Here is an 18,771-nt window from a genome sequence, read left to right as displayed (position 1 = left end):
GTGGGCGGAGTGCGGATCCGGGGCCACGGCCGGATCAGGCGCGCTCGACCTGTCGACCGGACCACTGCTCGACCAGCCGGATCGCCTCCTCGGCCGGTACGTCGGCCCGGTCCACCGAACCGAGCCAGACCGGGGTGCGCGCCCCGGTCGGCCAGGCCGCCAGCAGGCGCTGGTCGCCGGCCCCGCTGTGCAGGCTCAGCTTGCCGACCCGGGTCCAGGCGAGCACGCTCTGCCGCCCGGTGCGGATCCCGTCCGGGCCCGCCGACCGTCCGGCCCGGCTCCGCCGTTCCGCCAGCAGCAGGCCGACCGCCACCAGCAGACCGGCCAAGCTGGTCACCAGGGTCGCCAGCGCGAGCGGCCGAAGCCCCTCGCCCGACGCCGCCTGCCAGCCGGCCATCCCCGCCACGACCAGGGCGAACGGGACGACGGCGATCGCGAAGTAGCTGGCGTACCGGGGGCCGCCGGCTGGCCCGAAACTCAACTGCGTCACAGCCCTGGATCATCCGGCTCCGGCCCGCCCGGGGCAACTCGGCCCGCACCCGGGCGTGGCGGGCCGGAGGCGCTGCGGCCGGACATAACCGGCCGTCCCCCGAATTGCGCCCGAGAGGTTGCTGACCGCCCGTTTAGACGCGATCGGGACGGGAAGGCCCGGGCAGCGCGGACGAGGGAGGTGAGCCCGGTGCGGGAGATGCAGGAGTGGCTGGCCGCGGGCGGGTCCGGGCTCCCGGGGCCGGACCGCATCGTGTCGCCGGAGAGCACCGGACGGGTGCTGCTGGCCGTGGCGTCCCGCGGGGTCCGCGGCCGGGACTGCGCGGACCTCGGGTACCACCCCCTGCTGTCGCGCTTCCGGGGCGCGCCGGAGGCGGTACGCCGCTCCGCGCTGGCCCGGGCCGCCACCCGCACCGCGCTCACCGCCGAGCAGGCCGGGGCACTCGACGCCGGCTGGGTGGCCCGGTGGATGGTTGGGCACTATCCGCCGCGCTGGTATCCCGGTGTCGTGATCGGCTCGCCGCACGGCGGGGCGGTCCACCTGGCCACCGCGATGGGGGTGCCGTGGCTGCCGGCCGGTTTCGACGTGGCGGTGCAGTGGCCGGGCGGCCGGGTGGACAGACCGGTCGAGGCGTCGGCGTACGGTGCTCGGATCGCGGCCCGGCTGATCGGGGGCAATCCGGGGGTACGGGTGCGGCAGGTGCACGATCCGGCCGGTCGGGGCGTACTGGCCGGCTCGACGGTGTCCCTGGTGGTCCGCTGGCACACGCTGCCGGAGGCGTACCGGGAGTTCCTCGGCAGCCGGCTGGCGCCGGGCGCTCCGGTGCTGCTGCTGCGCGATGTGCGTACCTGGCCGGTGTTCGACTCCGGTGACGGGCACAGCTTCCAGCTCGGCGGCCCGGCCAGCGGGCTGGAGCCGGCCGACTTCCGGGCCGGCAGCGAACTGCTCGGGCAGGTGCTGCACGGGGCCGGCGGTGACGGGGCGAGCTGGGACGCGCCGGAGGGCGGCCGTCCCGGGTACGCCGAACAGGGCGTCGAGCCCGGTTTCGAGACCAGCCTGCTGGACTGGGTACGCGGGGCCGGCAGCCCGCTGCACCGGGTGCTCTTCCCCGGCCCGGACGCGTTGAGTGCCGCCGCCGCGGACGTGTACCGGAGCTGGCTGCGCGGGGCCGGTAAGAGCGGCGACCGGTGCGTGGTGGAGTGCGGGCGGCTGATCGACCCGTGGCAGGTGGTCCGGGCCGGGCTGGTGCCGTACTGGTGCGAGAACGCCACGGCGCGCAGCGTGACCGGTGCGGAGTGGTGGCTGGCCGGCAGCACACCGTTCAGCTCGCTGGACGTACTCCCGGAGCCGCCCGGGCTGCGCTCGCCGGCGCTGGCCGGGCTGCCGCAGTGGCTCGCGGTGGCCTCGTTCGGGCGCCTCCGCCGGGCGGTGGACCGGGTCGCCGCCCGGGGCTATCCGGTGACCTCGGTCGCCACCCGGCACGCCACCGAGGTACTCCGGAACCAGCCCTACGACCTGCCGGCACCCGCGCCGCTGCGGGTGGTGGAGGCGCTGGCCGGGCTGCGGGCCAGCGGTACCCCGCAGGGGCTGCTGGTCTGCTGATCCGCCTGATCGCAAAACCTCCTCGCGGAAGTCACGTCCCGTGATTGAGTACCTACAGGGCGGGAAGAACGCTGACGCTACTGGTCAATCGCGCTGCGCAGCGGAGTGTGCGGGCGTTCATCCGTTCAGTTTCGGTACTTGTTCGCTTCCGGCGCGGTGCCGTTCCGTACGGCACCGATGACCGGATTCGCATCCCGGGCGGGGGACCTTCCTGAGGGAGGCGCGGATGTTCGGACAGATCACCACCACACCACCGGCTGAGCGTGGGCTGGAGGACCTGGACGCGGCCGCCTTGGCGTACGCGGCGAGAATCGCCGGCCTGCCGCCGGAACGCCGGCAGGAGGCCCGGGACGACCTCGTCCGGTTCGCGCTGCCGTTCGCCGGCAGGTTGGCCCGGCGCTACCGGGGCCGGGGTGAACCGCTGGAGGACCTGGAACAGGTGGCCCGGTTGGGCCTGGTGAACGCGGTCGACCGGTACGACCCGGAACGCGGCTCGTTCACCGCGTACGCCGCGATCACCATCGTCGGCGAGATCAAACGGCACTTCCGGGACCGGACCTGGGGAGTGCACGTGCCCCGGCGGCTGCGCGACCTGATCCTGGAGGTCGGCCAGGCGACGGCGGCGTTGACCAGCGAGCTGTCCCGCTCGCCCAGCGTGGCCGAGCTGGCCGCCCGGCTGGAGACGCCGGAGGAGGAGATCCTCGCGGCGCTGGAGTCGGCGGCCGGCTACAGTCCCGCCTCGCTGAACGCGCCGGTCGGCGGGGAGAGTTCGGCGGAGTTCGGTGACCTCGTCGGTGAGTCCGACACCGACCTGGAGTCGGTGGACGACCGGGTGACGGTCAGTGGGCTGCTCGGCCGGCTGCCCTGGCGGGAGCGGCGGATCCTCGCCATGCGGTTCTACGGCAACCAGACCCAGGCCGAGATCGCCGCCCGGTTCGGCATCTCGCAGATGCACGTCTCCCGGCTGCTCTCCCGGGCGCTCACCTGGCTGCGGCAGGCGATGCTCGCCGACTCGCCGTCGCCGTGGCAGGCCGGCGGGGCCGAGGCCGGCGGCCAGCCGGCCCGGCTCTCGGTGCGCCAGGTGGGGGAGCGGGTGGTGGTCGAGGTGACCGGGGAGATCGACCGGGACACCGCCGAGCAGTTGCGCCAGGCGGTGGTCGAGGCGGTCGCCGACCGGCATCCGTCGGAGGTGGCGATCGACCTGACCGACGTGGCGAAGCTGGACGGACCGGCGCTGGCCGCCCTGGTCGCCGGGCGGGACGCCGCACACCGGGCCGGGGTCCGGTGGCGGCTGGCTCGGGCGCAACCCGTGGTCCAGCATTCGCTCAGCGCCGCCGGCCTGGTCGCGCTGCCCGCGGACTGACCGGCGCCCCGGGACCCGCCGGCACGCCGCTCGTCGTCATCGGCCGTCCTCCTCGTCCGGTTGGTCGTCGCCACGGGTCCGTCCGGTCCGCCACCGCGGGCTCTCCGGGCCGCCCCGGGCGGCGTCGTCGACACGTTCGTCGGGTTGGCTCGGCTCGAACGCCGGCCGGCGTACCTCGTCGGGCTCCGGCACCTCGATCGGGCGGGCACCGGACCGGGCCGGTGGGTGGTGCGCGACCGCGGCCTCGGCGCCGTGCGCCCCCTCCAGGGCGGGCACCTCGGCCTCCGGGTGGCGCTCCTCGTGCCGCAGTTCGTCGCGGACCTCCTGCGGCGGTCGGGTGGACCGCTGTGGCAGGTCGCGGCCGAGGTCGGCGACGAGCGGACCGTACTTGTCGTCGAAGGCGGGCCGCTCGGACCGGATCCGGGGCATCCGGTCGAAGTTGCGCAGCGGCGGCGGGCAACTGGTCGACCACTCCAGCGAGTTGCCGAACCCCCAGGGGTCGTCGACGTCGACCATCCGGCCGAACCGCCACGACTTCCAGACGTTGTACATGAAGAACAGCGTGGAGAAGCCGAGCACGAACGAGCTGATCGTGGAGACGGTGTTCAACACGGTGAAGCCGTCGGTGGGCAGGTAGTCGGCGTACCGGCGGGGCATGCCCTCGTTGCCGAGCCAGTGGTGCACCAGGAAGGTGCCGTGGAAGCCGAGGAACATCGTCCAGAAGTGCACCCGGCCGAGGCGTTCGTCGAGGAGCCGGCCGGTCATCTTGGGGAACCAGAAGTAGACCCCGGCGAAGGCGGCGAAGACGATGGTGCCGAAGAGTACGTAGTGGAAGTGGCCGACGACGAAGTAGGTGTCGGTGGTGTGGAAGTCCACCGGCGGGCTGGCCAGCAGCACCCCGGTGAGCCCGCCGAAGAGGAAGGTGACCAGGAACCCGACCGAGAAGAGCATCGGCGTCTCGAAGGTCAACTGCCCCTTCCACATCGTCCCGATCCAGTTGAAGAACTTCACCCCGGTCGGTACGGCGATCAGATAGCTCAGCCAACTGAAGAACGGCAGCAGCACCTGGCCGGTGCCGAACATGTGGTGCGCCCAGACGGTCATCGAGAGGATCGTGATCGCGATGGTCGCGGCGACCAGGCCCTTGTAGCCGAAGATCGGCTTGCGGCTGAAGACCGGGATGACCTCGGTGATGATGCCGAAGAACGGCAGCGCCACGATGTAGACCTCGGGATGGCCGAAGAACCAGAACAGGTGCTGCCAGAGCAGCGGCCCGGCGCTGACCGGGTCGTAGACGTGCGCACCCATCCGCCGGTCCGCGTAGAGCGCGAGCAGGGCGGCGGCGAGCAGCGGGAAGACCAGCACCACCAGCAGGGCGGTGAAGAGCATGTTCCAGGTGAAGATCGGCATCCGGAACATGGTCATCCCGGGCGCCCGCAGGGTCAGGATGGTGGTGATCAGGTTGACCGCGCCGAGGATGGTGCCGAGCCCGGAGAGGACCAGGCCGATCACCCACATGTCCGGGCCGATCCCCGGCGAGTGCTGGTCCCGGCTCAGCGGCGTGTAGGCGGTCCAGCCGAAGTCCGCCGAGCCGTTCGGGGTGAGGAAGCCGAGCAGCACGAGCGAACCACCGAGCAGGTAGAGCCAGTACGCCAGCGCGTTGAGCCGGGGGAAGGACACGTCCGGGGCGCCGATCTGCAACGGCACGACGTAGTTGCCGAACGCGAACGCCAGCGGGGTGGCGAAGAGCAGCAGCATGATCGTGCCGTGCGCGGTGAAGAGCTGATTGTACTGCTCGGTGGAGAGGAACTGCAACCCCGGGCGGCCCAGCTCGGCCCGCATCAGCATCGCCATGGCGCCGCCGACGAGGAAGAAGCCGAAGCCGGTGACCAGGTAGAGCAGGCCGATCTGCTTGGCGTCGGTGGTGCCGAGCAGCCGGATCAGCGCGCTGCCCCGGATGGCCCTGCGTACCGGGCCCGGATAGCCGCCGGATCGGGCGGGTGCCAGGACCAGCGGCCCGCGCTCCTGCCCCGGATCGGTGACCACCCGCTTCGGCATGCCCGGCTCACCTCGTACCTGATTCGCAGCTAGGACGAGGGGGCGGCTACCCGGTATTCCAACGGCAAAACCCGGCAGGCTAGTAATTTCCGCTCTCTTTGCCTCTAATGGGTGAAAACCGGCACTGCTGCCCGGTCAGCGGCGGGGCCGGCGCCGGCCACCCAGGGTGGCGAGCGCGATCATGGCGACGCCGAGGCCCAGGTGCAGCCAGTTGTCCGCGCCGTTGACCGGCAGGAAGTTCGCCGCGCTGTCCTGTTCGATCGCGCTGCCGTAGACCACCAGGACCAGGTAGACCGCGCCGGCGCCGATCAGGAAGCCACGGGCTCCGGTGGCCGTCCGGGCCAGCGCCAGCCCGACCACCCCGGTGAGCAGGTATACCAGGTTGAGCAGCAGGGAGACCTGGAACAGCCCGAAGAGCCGGGCGTCGGACCCGTGTCCGGCCAGCCGCAGCTCGTCGTAGTTGCTGGTGATTTCCGGGATGAAGCCGAGTACGCCGAGCGCCAGGAAGGCGACCGCGACCCCGACCGCGGCGGTGCTCACCGGTGACCGGCCGGTGTGCGGCCGGGTCACCGTCGAACTGGCTCTGTGCACTGCGCTGGACCCTTCCGTGTGTCGTCCGTCTCCCCGGTCGCGCTGTGCCGGGACACCATGCCGGCGCCGGACCGTCCTGCCCCGGCGCTGCCCGGACCGGACCCGCGTGGGTCAGCCCGGCGCGGCGGCGGCCGACCGGCGTACCTGCTCGTACAGTTCGACATACCGCTCGGCCATGGTCGCCGGGGTGAACCGGCGGCTGGCCTCCCGGCGGCAGTCCCGCTCGTCCAGCCCGGCGGCCTCCCGCACCAGGTCGGCCAGCCCGTCCTCGTCGTCGGCGAGCAGGCCCGTCCGGCCGTGCTCGATCAACTCCGGCAGGCAGCCCCGGCCGATCGCCAGCACCGGGGTGCCGAGCGCCAGTGACTCGATCACCGCCGTGCCGCCGGGTTCCTCCCAGCACAGCGGGAAGAGGCTGGCCCGGGCGCCCGCCACCAGCTCGTCCCGGGCGGTCCCGGCCACCATCCCGACCCAGCGCACCCGGTCGCCGTCCACCAGCGGGGCGACCTGCTCGCGCCAGTACCGTACGTCCGGGTTCTGTCCCGCCTCCGGCCCGGCGGAGGCCAGTTCCTCGGGCTGCCGGTACGGCCCGACCGGTCCGGCCAGCACCAGGTCGAACCCGGCCTGGTGGGCGAGCCGTGCCCCGACGTGCTGCCCCTTGCCCGGCGTGATCCGGCCGAGGATCACCAGGTGGTTGGACTTCTCGGCCGGCGGTCGGCGGTCGGCGTCCACCGCCAGCGGGGTGGCCAGGTGCACGTGCCCGACCGCGTGGTCGCGCAGCGCCTGCGGCGCCCGGGCGAGCTGCGCCGCCGAGACGCCGTTCACCCGGACCCGGTCACCGCCGTCCAGATAGCCGTAGAGGTCCGGGTGCTTGCCGAGGTCCCAGTGCAGGGTGTGCAGCGCCGGACTGCCCCCAGGACCCATCGCGGTCAGCACCGCCAACCCGACCGCCTCCACGTGGTCGTGCACCAGGTCGATGTCGTCCCGTTCGCGCAGCGCCCGGACCACCCCGGACAGGTGCGCGTGCGAGATCCCGCAGACCTGGTTGTACGGCCGTTGCAGCGCCCCGAACTGGCCGTCGGGAAAGACCGACAGCAGTTCGTCGACCGGCAGCGTGGCGTCGGCGGTGGAGGCCAGCACCACCCGTACGCCGAGCCGGCGCAGTTCCGGCACCAGCGTGGCGACGACGTTCTCGATGCCGCCGTACCCGGGCGGTGGCACCGGAAGCCACGGCCCGGCGTTCATCAGCACGGTCAGGCCCATCTGTCCTCCCCGGCCCGCCCGGCCGAAGGGGCATGCCCCGTCCTGCGGCGCGGCCCGGCCGGAGCGGCATGCCCGGTCATACCGCCGCCCCCCGGGACGACGACGGCCGGAGTTCCACCAGTGGCGGACGCTCCCGGACGGAGACGTCGCTGACCACGATCTCCCGGTCCAGGTTGGGTAGTGCGCTGCTGCCGTCCCGGCGGAACTGCACCAGCAGGTTCCCCGGCGGCGCGGTCTCCTCGACCAGGCCCCGCCGGCACAGCCGCTGCCACACGGTGTGCATGATCTGCCCGGACATCCGGCCGAGCGCCTCGGTGTCCTGGTGCCGGTGCAGGCGTTCGCCGAGGTCGACCTGGGCGAGGGCGTCCAGGCCGCACATCTCCAGCAGGTCGATCAGCATCGCGGTCTCGACGCCGTAACCGGAGACGAAGGGCACCCGTTCGAGGACGTCCCGCCGGCCGGCGTACTCCCCGGCCAGCGGCTGGACGAAGCCGGCCAGTTCCGGCCAGAAGAGGTTGAACAGCGGACGGGCCACCAGCTCGGTCACCCGGCCGCCGCCCTCCGCCTCCACTCCGCTGGTGCCGACCAGCGGGCGATGGTAGAAGCCCTTGACGAACGCGACGGACGGGTCGGTGAGCAGCGGGCCGAGCAGTCCGGTGACGAAGTGGGGCTGGAACTCCCGCAGGTCGGCGTCGACGAAGGTGACCAGGTCCCCGGTCGACGCGGCCAGCCCGGCCCAGAGCGCGTCCCCCTTGCCGTCCAGCCGGGGCAGCCCCCGGGTCATCTCGTCCTGGCCGACCACCCGGGCCCCGGCCGCCGCAGCCACCACGGCGGTCCGGTCGCTGGACCGGGAGTCGACCACCACCACCTCGTCGACCAGCTCGACCTGCTCGACCAGGCAGGCCCGGATCGCCGCCACGATCGCGCCGACGGTGGCCTCCTCGTCCCGGGCCGGGATCACCACACTGACCGTGCGGTCCCCTTTCAGGTACGCGAGCTGTCGCGGCGTCCACTGGTCGGCCACCCCGGTACGGTGGGTGGACCACGCCTCCAGCGCCGGTGACACGGGTGTACGCGAGCGCCGCATGGGACGACCTCCCCCACTGCCTCGACCGGTGCCCGGCCGGGCCCGGTGCAGCCCTACAGCCTTCCCCGCCGGTCCCGGATCAACCGTCCCGGTACCCGTCCGGGAGCACTCCGGGGAGGGCTCCGGAGCCCCGCTCGCATTCCGCCCATCCGGGCACATCTCGCCCATAATTCGGCCTCCGCGCCGCAAGGCGGCACTCCGGACCGACTGAAGGGCGTCGGGCGGTACGGACATCCGGCCACCGGCCCGGCCGAGAGCGGACCCGGCACGCGGCCGGGCGGGCCGCACTTTGCCGGAGAGTTCGCGTACCGTTGCCCGTCATGGGTGTGTCGCAACGGTTGAAGACCAGGGTCCGGCGTTTCCTCCAGCGTCCGGGTACCACAGTTGATCTGGCGCCGCTGGAGAAGCTGCTGCCCACGATCGAGGCGCGCGAGGAGGAACTCACCGAGCTGGACGACGCCGAGCTGACCGAGGCGGCCGGCAAGGCCGAGGACTTCGTCGAGATCTGCGCGGTGGGCCGCGAGGCCGCCCGGCGCGGGCTCGACCAGCGGCCGTACGACGTCCAGCTGCTCGGCGCCATGTCGCTGCTCGCCGGCAAGGTCGCCGAGATGGCCACCGGTGAGGGCAAGACGCTGACCGCGACGATCGCCGCGTACGGGCACGTCCGGCGGGGCAACGGGCCGGTGCACGTGCTCACCGTCAACGACTACCTGGCCCGCCGGGACGCCGAGTGGATGGAGCCGGTCTACCGGCTGCTCGGGCTGAGTGTCGGCTGGGTGACCGAGGCGTCCACCCGCGAGGAGCGCCAGGCGGCGTACGCCTGCGACGTCACCTACGTCTCGGTCAGCGAGGCCGGTTTCGACTTCCTCCGCGACCAGCTCGTCACCGACATCGACGACCGGGTGCAGCCGCCGCTGACCACCGCGATCGTGGACGAGGCCGACTCCATCCTGATCGACGAGGCCCGGGTGCCGATGGTGCTGGCCGGCGCGGTGCCGGGCGAGCAGGACCCGGTGCACCAGGCCGCGGCGGTGGTCCGTGGGCTGCGCGCCGGCCGGCACTACACGGTGGCCGACGACGGCCGCAGCGTCGCCTTCACCGACGCCGGGCTGGCCGAGGTCGAGTCCCGGCTCGGCGGTGTGGACCTCTACGACGACGAGCACGTCGAGCAGCTCTCCGCGGTCAACGTCGCCCTGCACGCGCACGCCCTGCTGCACCGGGACGTCGACTACATCGTCCGCAACGACGGGGTCGAGCTGATCGACGAGATGCGCGGCCGGGTCGCCCAGCGCCGCCGCTGGCCGGACGGGCTCCAGGCGGCCGTGGAGGCGAAGGAGGGGCTGGACGCCACCGCCGAGGGTGAGGTGCTGGGCACCATCACCGTGCAGGCGTACGTCGCGCTCTACCAGACCGTCTGCGGGATGACCGCCACGGCGGTGCTGGTCGGCGACCAGTTGCGGGAGTTCTTCTCGCTCGAGGTCGCGGTGATCCCGCCGAACACCCCCTGCGTCCGGATCGACGACCCGGACCGGATCTACGCCACCCGGGGTGAGAAGGAAGAGGCGCTGATCCAGGAGATCCAGGAGCAGCACGAGACCGGCCGTCCGGTGCTGATCGGCACCCTGGACGTCCAGGAGTCGGAGCGGCTCGCCGAGGCGCTGCGCGAGGCCGGGGTGCCGTGCACGGTGCTGAACGCCAAGAACGACGCCGAGGAGGCGGCGATCATCGCCGAGGCCGGCAAGTACGGCGCGGTGACCGTCTCCACCCAGATGGCCGGCCGGGGTGTCGACATCCGGCTCGGCGGCAGCGACCAGGCCGACCGGGACCGGGTCGCCGAGCTCGGCGGCCTCTTCGTGATCGGCAGCGGCCGGCACGACAGCCGGCGGGTCGACGACCAGCTCCGGGGCCGGGCCGGCCGGCAGGGCGACCCCGGTCGCTCGGTCTTCTTCGTCAGCCTCGAGGACAACCTGGTCATCCGGCACGCCCCGGACGCGATCCCGCCGTCGCCGCGGATGAACGCCGACGGTCTGGTCACCGACGAGCAGGTCGACTTCGCCGTCGAGCACGCCCAGCGGATCGCCGAGGGCGTCAACCACGAGATCCACCGCAACACCTGGCGGTACAGCGTGGTGATCGAGCAGCAGCGCAAGGCGCTGTCCGAGCGCCGGGAGCGGCTGCTCACCACCGAGGTGGCGGCGGAGATGCTGACCGAGCGCTTCCCGGACCGGGCCAAGGAGATGGACGAGGAACTCCTCTCCAAGGTCGGTCGGTCGATCGCGCTCTACCACCTCGACCGGCTCTGGGCCCAGCACCTGGCCGAGCTCTCCGAGGTGCGCGAGGGCGTACACCTGCGGGCGCTCGGCCGGCTCGACCCGCTCGACGAGTTCCACCGGTCGGCGGTGCCGGCGTTCAACGCGCTGGTGCCGGAGATCGAGACCCGTACGGTGGAGACCTTCGAGGAGAACGAGTTCGACGAGGACTGGGAGCCGGGCGAGGGAGAGTTGGCGCGACCGAGTGCCACCTGGACCTACCTGGTGCACGACAACCCGTTCGGCTCGGAACTCGACCGCCTGATCGCCGCCGTCGGCCGCCGGCTCAGCTCCGGCTCGCGCTGACCCGGACCACACCGCGATCCCGGGGTTGATCGTCGGAAGCCTGACGGCAACCCCGGGACGGGCGGGATCGTTCTCTTCCTGGAACGGGTGGTTTGTCCACCCGGCGCTCGGGTAGTAGCGCAGGTCCGTACCGGCATGGGATCGGGAACGGCGGGGGAGAGGCGACCATGAGACAGGCGACGGCACGAACCGGACGTACCGCGGCAGCCGCGGTGGTGGCGGGGGTTTCGGACCGGTGCTGAGGCTGAGGACGACGACGGAGCCGTCGACCGAAGCCCCGGGCGTGCTGGAGACCGCCGCCCTGCTCCGCGAGGTGACTGCCGGGCTGATCGCGAGCGACGACTTCGACGCCGCGCTGGACCGGCTGGTACGTACCGTCCGGGACGCCATTCCGGCAGTGACCTGGTGCGGGGTCACCGTGCTGCGGGCCGGGGCGCCCGCCTCGGTCGCGGCCTCGGAGCCTCGACTCGGCGACCTCGACGACGTCCGGCACGGCCAGGACGGGCCGGCGATGGTGGCGATCCGCTCCCGGGAACTGGTCTGGTCGGGGGACCTGCGCACCGAGACCCGGTGGCGGCCGTGGACCGGCCGCGCGCTGGCCCTCGGCGTACGCGGGGTGCTCGCCGTACCGGTGGACGTCGACGAGCACGTGGTCGGCTCGATCAACCTGTATGCCCGCGAGCCCGGAGTGCTGACCGCCAGTCAGCAGCTCACCGCGATGCTGCTGGCCGAACACGCGGGGCTGCTGCTCGGCGCGGTGCGGGACCGGTCCCGGCAGACCGGCTCGGCTGGCGAACCCGACGAGAGGCTTAGCGCAGGGCAGGTCATCGATCAGGCGGTCGGGGTTATCATGACTCAACGTGGCTGTCCGGCCACGGAGGCGCTACGGGTGTTGCGGTCCGCCTCGGCGGCGCTGGCCATCCCGCTCCGGGACGTCGCCGAGCGGCTGGTCAGCTCGGTGGCCCGGCGCCGCGACGGCTGACCGTCCGGCGTGGGCCACGCGATGCGGCCCGTTTCGGCGGGGTGGCCCGGGGGTAGCACGCTGGGGCTGGTCGAGAGCGAGCCGGGGAGGCGCCACCATGCAGAGCCGCCTGCGGGTGCACGGACATCCGATCCAGCCCATGCTGGTGACCTTTCCGTTCGGGCTGTTCGTCTGCGCCACGGTCTTCGACCTGGCCGACGTGCTCGGCGGCCCGGCGATCCTGGGGCTGGTCGGCTACTGGACCGCGGTCGCGGCGCTGGTCGCGGGCGGGCTCGCGACAGCGGCCGGCATGGTCGACCTGTGGGACGTGCCGGGCGATCCGACCCGGCGCACCGCGATCGTCTTCAACCTGGTGAACGCCGCCGTCGCGGTGCTCTTCGTCTTCGCCTGCCTGATCAGGTCGGCTGAGCCGGAGCACGGGGCGAGCGGTGGGCTGGTCGCGGTCGAGCTGCTCGGACTGCTGCTCGGCGCCGTCGGGGTACGACTCGGCGGCAGCCTGGTCCGGCAGTTCGACCAGGGGCGCGGTGAGCCGACCAGCTTCGACGGGTTCGGCCCGCCGGCGAGTTCGGTGGCCGGCGGTTTCGGCCGGCGCCGCGGCGGCTGACTCGACGGCCGACCCGTGGTCGGAGCGGACGACGGGGGGCCCGGCTCCGCGTCGCTGTCTCAGGGGTGGCCGGTGGCCCGGTGTTCGGCGAGCAGATCGGCACCGAAGTCGCCGCGCGGGCGGCGCAGCACAGTGTGCGCGTGGTTGCCGTCCTCGCTGGTGTTGTCGTACTCGATCAGCAGGTCCTCGCCCTGGACGCGGTAGTAGTGCCGCCCGCCCGGCCTGGTCGGGCCCTCCCAGGCGAAATAGAGGTCACCCCGGCGGACCCGGGCCGCCTCCTGGCCGGCCAGGTCGGGCGGGAGCCGGTCGAGATAGAGCGCGACGAGCTGGTCGAGCAGCGCCCGGCCGGTGGGTCCGAGCCCGCCCGCCCGGAGCCCGACCGGCTCGATCCGGCCGTCGAACCGCGCCCGGGTGCCGCTGCGGATGTCGGCGGGTGCCTCGTCGGCGACGACCGCCGCGCCGCGCCCGTCCGGGCCGACGGCGTCGAGTAGGGCCCGGGCGAGATCCTCCTCGGGCCCGAGCGGCCGGCTGACCGGGCGGCCGCCGTAGCTCACCGTCGCCGGGTTGGCGCCGAGGAAGAGCGGTGCGGGGGAGACCCGGTCGCCAGCGACGGTCATCGTCACCGACAGGTGGTGTCCCTCGAACCGCCAGGACCAGTGGTCGTCCCGGGCCGGGTCGCCGAAGACCACGATCCGGTAGTCGTCGCTGTGCCGGCCCCGCCGCCAGTCCTCCTGCCGGTCGAGTACCTCCTCCAGGGCCATGACGGTGGCCGCCTGGGCGTACGCGTGCGGGCTCAGCGCGGTGGCCAGCAGCCGGTGCGTCGCCTTGCGGCCGGTCCGGTCGAGGTCGGCGAGGCAGGCACCCGGCCGGGGCAGTGGCCGGTACTCGATCCAACGGCGGCCGGCCTCGTCGTCGAACGGGCGGGCGGCCAGCGCCCGGGCCGGCCCCGGTAGCGCGTCCAGCAGTGCGGTGGCCGCCGTCCGCATCTGTCCGGCCAGGGTCGTGTTGCGCATTGCCCCTGTATACCGGCTGTCCCGGCGACCCGTCGGCCAGGCGCGCGGTGCGGGCGAGGTCGACTATCCGGTGCGGCAACCTGTGGACTGCTCGTCGCCCTCTCCGGGATCCGTCCGGTTTGGAGCTGTCTCATCCTGGCTTGTCCCCGGCCAGTGGACCGGGTTGGTGCCTTGTGGACCGCACCTGGTCGGAGCATGATCAGAGGAAGTTCCTTGATCATTAACAATGTGATGGGGATCACATCGACGTACTCCGACTCCAGGTAAGGTCTGCACAATCGTCAACCCCTTTCGAAGGGTGCCGCCAGATGTTCAAACTCTCCCCACAAGGGCCGCGGCGACTACGGATCGTCGGGCTCGCCGCAATCTCCATCCTGGTGGTGACCGTTGCCGTTGCTCCGGCAAGCAACGCCCAACCAGTGGCCGCAACGGACCAGACCACAACGGACGTTGCCATCCCGGGCGTGGACGAGATCTCCAGCAGCCCGAACCTCCGCCAGATTGCCAACGTCCCGAAGCAGGGCACCTTCGCCACCGAGGGCGCCCTCGACTCGGACCTCGCCTTCCAGGGCCGGTACGTCTTCGCCGGCAACTACGAGGGCTTCGTCATCTACGACGTCAAGAACCCGGCCCGGCCGTCCATCGTCTCGCAGGTCCAGTGCTCGGGTTCCCAGAACGACATCTCCGTCTACGGTGACCTGCTGTTCCTTTCCACCGACGACCCGCGCAGCGACGACTCGTGCGCCAGCACGAGCGTGCCGCGCAGCGAGACGGTCTGGGAGGGCATCAAGATCTTCGACATCAAGGACAAGCGCAACCCGCGCTACATCAAGGCGGTGAAGACCGCCTGCGGCTCGCACACCCACACCCTGGTGCCGAGCAAGGACAAGAAGTCGGTCTACCTCTACGTGTCCTCGTACGGACCGTCGGACACCTACGCCGGCTGTGCGACGCCGCACGACTCGATCTCGATCGTCAAGGTGCCGGTGAAGAAGCCGACCCAGGCCGCCGTGGTGGCGGTGCCGAACCTGTTCCCGGACGGCGGCAACCCGGGTGGCAACGGCAGCTCGACCACGAGCGGCTGCCACGACATCACCGTCTACCCGAGCAAGGACCTGGCCGCCGGGGCCTGCATGGGTGACGGCATCCTGCTGAACATCGCCAACCGGGAGGCACCTCGGGTGATCAACCGGGTACGGGACACCGTGAACTTCTCGTTCTGGCACTCGGCGACCTTCAACAACTCCGGCACCAAGGTGGTCTTCACCGACGAACTCGGTGGCGGCTCCGGGGCGACCTGTATCGAGACCGTCGCGCCGACCCGGGGCGCCAACGCCATCTACGACATCGCCGGTCGGGGCGACGGCCGCAGCCTGGTCTTCAAGAGCTACTACAAGATCCCGCGGCTGAACACCACGCTGGAGAACTGCGTCGCGCACAACGGTTCGCTGATTCCGGTGCTGGGTCGGGACATCATGGTCCAGGCGTGGTACCAGGGCGGTGTCTCGGTGTTCGACTTCACCGACTCGGCCCGCCCGGTCGAGATCGCCTACTGGGAGCGGGGCCCGCTCACGACGGACCGCCGGCTCATCGGTGGCTCGTGGTCGGCGTACTGGTACAACGGCCACATCTACTCCAACGACATCCAGAAGGGTCTGGACGTACTGGAGCTGCGGGACTGGCGGATCTGGACGGCGCACCTGACCAGGTTCAAGGAGCTGAACGTGCAGAGCCAGCCCAGCTTCCTGGGCAGCAACTGGTAACCACAGCCGTACCCGGCACGGACGGCCCGGTCCCCGGCGGTGGGGACCGGGCCGTCCCCGTGATAACTTGCCCGACCTGTGGAGGGGAGGGCCGGGTGCGGGACGGCATCTACGTGGGCCAGGCGGGCGTCGACGGCGCGGACAACGGGGGCTGGCTGCTCGGCCACTTCATGCCCGGTGTGGACGTACGGCACAGCGCCGACGTGGAGGTCAAGTGGGGCGTTCACCCGGCCGGTGACACCCGGGCCGAGTGGGTGACCGGGGAGAAACGTACCGCCCTGCTGGTGCTGGTCTCCGGCCGGTTCCACGTCGAGTTGCGGGACCGCACCGTCGTGCTGACCAGGCCGGGCGACTACGTGGTCTGGGGACCGGGCGTCGACCATTCCTGGCTGGCCCCGGAACCGGCGGTGGTGCTCACCGTCCGCTGGCCGTCGGTCGCCGGCTACAAGGTCGCCGCAGGCTGAGCCGCACCGCGCGCCGGCCGTGCACCTGGCCGGGGAGGCGCCCCGGCGCGGCCGGGTACCCCGCTCCCCGTGCCCAGGGGACCGACCGCCACGACGGGAGCACGCAGGGCCGGTTCCTGGGTACGGAGACGTCCTCGGCACGGGGCTTCTGCCAGGGCGGCACCGGCCGGTCGGTCAGCCGAAGGTGCAGCTCACCGCCGGGGCCGGATTGCTGCCGGTCCAACTGGCTATGAAGCCGAACGTGGCGGTACCGGCGGGGGCGAGCGAGCCGTTCCAGCCAACGTTCCGGGCGGTCACGGTGTTGCCGCTCTGCGAAACGGTGGCGTTCCAGGCCTGGCTGACCTGCTGGCCGGAACCGAACGCCAGCTCGACCGTCCAGGACCGGCTCGGTGCGGTGCCGTCGTTGCGTACCGTCACCTCGCCCTGGAAGCCGCCCTGCCACTGCCCGATGCTCCGGTAGGACGCCGCGCAGCCGCCGACCGGCGGGGGAGTGCTGGTGGGCGGCGGCGCGGTGGTGCTCGGCGGCGGGGTCGGCGTCCGGGTCGGCGGCGGCGTGGGGGTGACGCCGTCCAGTGCGGCCGTCAGTGCCGGGTACCACCGGTCGGACATCTTCTGGTCACCTGCGGCGTTGGGGTGCACGCCGTCGTAGGTGTCGGCGCCCGTGCTGAAGCCGGTCCACTGGTCGACCACCACGATCGGCGATCCGGTGGTGGTCTTCGACGCCGCCCAGCCCGGAATGGCGTCGTTGAGCGCCACCACTCGCTGGCCACACTCGGTGCAGCTGCTCGGCGCCATCGGGATGATCTTCGCGACCAGGATCTTCATGCCCGGGTTGCTGGCCCGCATCTGGTCCACCAGCTTCCCGTACGCGGCGAGAATGGTCGAGGTGGCCCGGTTGCTCCAGACGTCGTTGGTGCCGAAGTGCATCAGTACGACGTCCGGGCGGGTGGCGGCGAGCCAGGGCGGCAACTGGTTCTGGTCGGCCACGGTGGTCACCAGGGCGCCGCCGTGCCCCTCGTTCTCCCCGTCGTACGGCTGTCCGCAGCCCTGCGGGCCGAGCGTGCCGACGAAGTCGATATTGGTGTAGCCGGTGTTCTGCAAGCGGTTCCAGAGGATGGCGCGCCAGCAGCCCGGGGAGCCGGTGATCGAGTCACCGAGCGGCATGATGCGCACGGGTGCCGGCGCCTCCGCCGGTAGCGCGGGTCTGGCGATGACGACCGTGCCGAGCGCGACGACGAGCGCGGCCAGTACGGTGCTGAGCAGGGGCCTGCGGAGCATGGTTGTCTCCTGTCACGGTGCGAGAGGTGAGACGTGCCCGGCCCGGTGCTCCCGAGACATTCAAGCAGGTAACTGGATCGGAACTCAACCGGTCAAGTGGGCGTATGGCTGGCCGTCGCCGTGGCACCGTTACGCCAATGGTGAACCGGTCTTTGCCGGGCTGCCGCCGGCCGCGACGATGGACCGGTGAACCAGCCCGACACCGCGGTACGCCGACTCGACCTCGGCTACTTCGTCCGGCCGGCGGCGGAGGCGGGCGAGCCGCATCCCCGGGTCGAGCCGGCGTACGGCTACCTGGTCCGGCGGGCGGAGGGGCTGCTGCTGTTCGACACCGGGATCGGCGAGGTCGATCCGGAGACCGAGGCGCACTACCGCCCGGTCCGCCGGCCGGTGCTCGACGCGCTGGCCGCCGCCGGGGTCGGGCCCGGCGAGATCTTGCTGGTGGTCAACTGCCACCTGCACTTCGACCACTGTGGTGGCAACCCGGCGCTGGCCGGCCGGCCGGTCGTGGTGCAGCGGGCCGAACTGGCCGTGGCCCGCCAGCCCGGTCACACCATCCCCGAACTTGTCGACTTCCCGGCCGCCCGCTACGAGGAGTTGGACGGCGAGGCCGAGATCTGGCCGGGAGTGTGGGTGGTGCCCACCCCCGGGCACACCGTCGGGCACCAGTCGCTGGTGGTACGCCAACCGGACGGCACGGTGATCCTGGCCGGGCAGGCCCACGACTTCGCCTTCCAGTTCGGTGCGGCCCAGCTCGCCCTGCGGGCGGCCCGGGACGGGGTGGCGGAACCGCTGCCGCCGGTGCCGGAGTGGCTGCCCCGGCTGATGCGGCTCGACCCGGCCCGGGTGCTCTTCGCGCACGATGGCGCGGTCTGGGAGCCCTCGTCCCGCTGAGGCGCCCGATACCGGCTGATCCCGCACTCCCGGCGCCGCCGTTCACCGCCCGGGTCCGGTACACCCGGACCTGGATCCACACCGACGGCCCCGGATGGCGGCTGCTGGCGGCACACGTCAGCTCCGTCTGACCCCGCCGACCTCCCGATGAGTACCCAGGGCCTGCGGCGTTGCGCACGTGTTCGGCGTGAAGTCGATGTGAAGGAGCGTGCTGGCAGACTCACCGCTCATCACGATCAACGTGGGGGGCCGTACCCCTGCCTGGAGAGGAGTGAGCATGATGCGTGTTGCCGCACAAGCCCGACGAGTGGCGGGCCTCGCGCTCGCGTTCGTTGCACTAGGGACTACCTTCCTGGCCACGCCGGCGCATGCGAACGACGCGAGTCTCTGGCGGTACTCGCCAGTGTGCACCGGCCCCAGGGGGATCTTTCTCGCCGCCGAAGGCTACGGGGTGATCCATTTCGAGTACCGGGTGGTAAACGCCGAGCCCACCATCCACCGGGCCACGCCTCCGAGTCAGCATCCCTGGATCCACCGGGTCAGCACCCAGCTGCTTGAGCGCCAGGTCTACTGGCGGGCGGTGGCGACCGACACCGACGTCTACCCCGGGGAGATCGAAGTGGTCGAGTCGTTCTGCGGAGGGTGACGGAGACGTCAGGGTCATTGCCTCCCGGCCGCCGTTTCCAGCGCCGGAACCGGGTCAGCGG

At 72.1% G+C, this 18,771-nt stretch carries 16 protein-coding genes; 9 read left to right on the top strand and 7 right to left on the bottom strand.

Features of this window, described 5'->3' with window-relative positions; translation table 11 throughout:
* Nucleotides 1-34: 34 nt before the first annotated feature.
* Nucleotides 35-490, bottom strand: a complete 456-nt coding sequence (locus tag ACSMXO_RS22400; protein WP_346262736.1) for a hypothetical protein — start codon at nt 488-490, stop codon at nt 35-37.
* Between the two features lie 198 nt (nt 491-688).
* Between ACSMXO_RS22400 and ACSMXO_RS22395 the strand changes: the two genes are divergently transcribed.
* Nucleotides 689-2,092 carry a hypothetical protein gene (locus ACSMXO_RS22395; protein WP_455419291.1) on the top strand — a complete coding sequence of 468 codons (1,404 nt, stop codon included), beginning with the start codon at nt 689-691 and terminating at the stop codon, nt 2,090-2,092.
* 226 nt (nt 2,093-2,318) lie between these two features.
* Nucleotides 2,319-3,455: a SigB/SigF/SigG family RNA polymerase sigma factor gene (locus ACSMXO_RS22390; protein WP_346262735.1), complete on the top strand. Its 1,137-nt coding sequence runs from the start codon at nt 2,319-2,321 to the stop codon at nt 3,453-3,455.
* 36 nt (nt 3,456-3,491) lie between these two features.
* On the opposite strand, the gene ctaD is transcribed toward ACSMXO_RS22390, so the two are convergent.
* The 4 genes from ctaD to ACSMXO_RS22370 form a co-directional block, all read right to left on the bottom strand.
* The gene (gene ctaD / locus ACSMXO_RS22385; RefSeq protein ID WP_455413629.1) at nt 3,492-5,513 is read right to left on the bottom strand and encodes an aa3-type cytochrome oxidase subunit I; all 2,022 of its coding nucleotides are present in this window, start codon (nt 5,511-5,513) and stop codon (nt 3,492-3,494) included.
* 135 nt (nt 5,514-5,648) lie between these two features.
* Nucleotides 5,649-6,104 carry a DUF4383 domain-containing protein gene (locus tag ACSMXO_RS22380; RefSeq protein WP_455413628.1) on the bottom strand — a complete coding sequence of 152 codons (456 nt, stop codon included), beginning with the start codon at nt 6,102-6,104 and terminating at the stop codon, nt 5,649-5,651.
* 111 nt (nt 6,105-6,215) lie between these two features.
* The gene (locus ACSMXO_RS22375; protein ID WP_346263540.1) at nt 6,216-7,364 is read right to left on the bottom strand and encodes a glycosyltransferase; all 1,149 of its coding nucleotides are present in this window, start codon (nt 7,362-7,364) and stop codon (nt 6,216-6,218) included.
* A 76-nt stretch (nt 7,365-7,440) separates the two neighbouring features.
* On the bottom strand, nt 7,441-8,451 hold the full coding sequence (locus ACSMXO_RS22370) for a glucosyl-3-phosphoglycerate synthase (RefSeq protein WP_346263541.1): 1,011 nt from the start codon (nt 8,449-8,451) through the stop codon (nt 7,441-7,443).
* A gap of 320 nt (nt 8,452-8,771) precedes the next feature.
* Here ACSMXO_RS22370 and secA2 point away from each other — a divergent pair, with 320 nt between their 5' ends.
* From secA2 to ACSMXO_RS22355, 3 genes are all read left to right on the top strand, one after another.
* Nucleotides 8,772-11,066 (top strand): accessory Sec system translocase SecA2, encoded by a 2,295-nt coding sequence (secA2, locus tag ACSMXO_RS22365; RefSeq protein ID WP_346263542.1) that lies wholly within the window; start codon nt 8,772-8,774, stop codon nt 11,064-11,066.
* Nucleotides 11,067-11,310: 244 nt separating this feature from the next.
* On the top strand, nt 11,311-12,048 hold the full coding sequence (locus ACSMXO_RS22360; protein WP_455419290.1) for a GAF and ANTAR domain-containing protein: 738 nt from the start codon (nt 11,311-11,313) through the stop codon (nt 12,046-12,048).
* A 97-nt stretch (nt 12,049-12,145) separates the two neighbouring features.
* Nucleotides 12,146-12,652: a DUF2231 domain-containing protein gene (locus ACSMXO_RS22355; RefSeq protein ID WP_346263543.1), complete on the top strand. Its 507-nt coding sequence runs from the start codon at nt 12,146-12,148 to the stop codon at nt 12,650-12,652.
* A gap of 59 nt (nt 12,653-12,711) precedes the next feature.
* On the opposite strand, the gene ACSMXO_RS22350 is transcribed toward ACSMXO_RS22355, so the two are convergent.
* Complete coding sequence (locus ACSMXO_RS22350) at nt 12,712-13,665, bottom strand: DUF3500 domain-containing protein (protein ID WP_346263544.1); 954 nt, start codon at nt 13,663-13,665, stop codon at nt 12,712-12,714.
* Between the two features lie 308 nt (nt 13,666-13,973).
* Here ACSMXO_RS22350 and ACSMXO_RS22345 point away from each other — a divergent pair, with 308 nt between their 5' ends.
* Nucleotides 13,974-15,428: an LVIVD repeat-containing protein gene (locus ACSMXO_RS22345; RefSeq protein WP_455413627.1), complete on the top strand. Its 1,455-nt coding sequence runs from the start codon at nt 13,974-13,976 to the stop codon at nt 15,426-15,428.
* 95 nt (nt 15,429-15,523) lie between these two features.
* Nucleotides 15,524-15,892: a signal peptidase I gene (locus ACSMXO_RS22340; protein WP_455413626.1), complete on the top strand. Its 369-nt coding sequence runs from the start codon at nt 15,524-15,526 to the stop codon at nt 15,890-15,892.
* A 174-nt stretch (nt 15,893-16,066) separates the two neighbouring features.
* Here ACSMXO_RS22340 and ACSMXO_RS22335 read toward each other — a convergent pair whose 3' ends face one another.
* Entirely contained in the window at nt 16,067-17,170 is a 1,104-nt protein-coding gene (locus ACSMXO_RS22335) for a cellulose binding domain-containing protein (RefSeq protein WP_455413625.1), read from the bottom strand.
* A gap of 186 nt (nt 17,171-17,356) precedes the next feature.
* On the opposite strand from ACSMXO_RS22335, the gene ACSMXO_RS22330 reads away from it, so the two are divergent.
* Both ACSMXO_RS22330 and ACSMXO_RS22325 read left to right on the top strand, forming a co-directional pair.
* Nucleotides 17,357-18,064, top strand: a complete 708-nt coding sequence (locus tag ACSMXO_RS22330) for an N-acyl homoserine lactonase family protein (protein WP_455413624.1) — start codon at nt 17,357-17,359, stop codon at nt 18,062-18,064.
* A 277-nt stretch (nt 18,065-18,341) separates the two neighbouring features.
* The gene (locus tag ACSMXO_RS22325; RefSeq protein ID WP_455413623.1) at nt 18,342-18,710 is read left to right on the top strand and encodes a hypothetical protein; all 369 of its coding nucleotides are present in this window, start codon (nt 18,342-18,344) and stop codon (nt 18,708-18,710) included.
* The last annotated feature ends 61 nt before the right edge of the window (nt 18,711-18,771 follow it).

This window comes from Plantactinospora sp. DSM 117369, assembly GCF_053764795.1.
The sequence above is the reverse complement of the archived record's forward strand: the minus strand, read 5'-3'. Positions and strand labels throughout refer to the sequence as shown.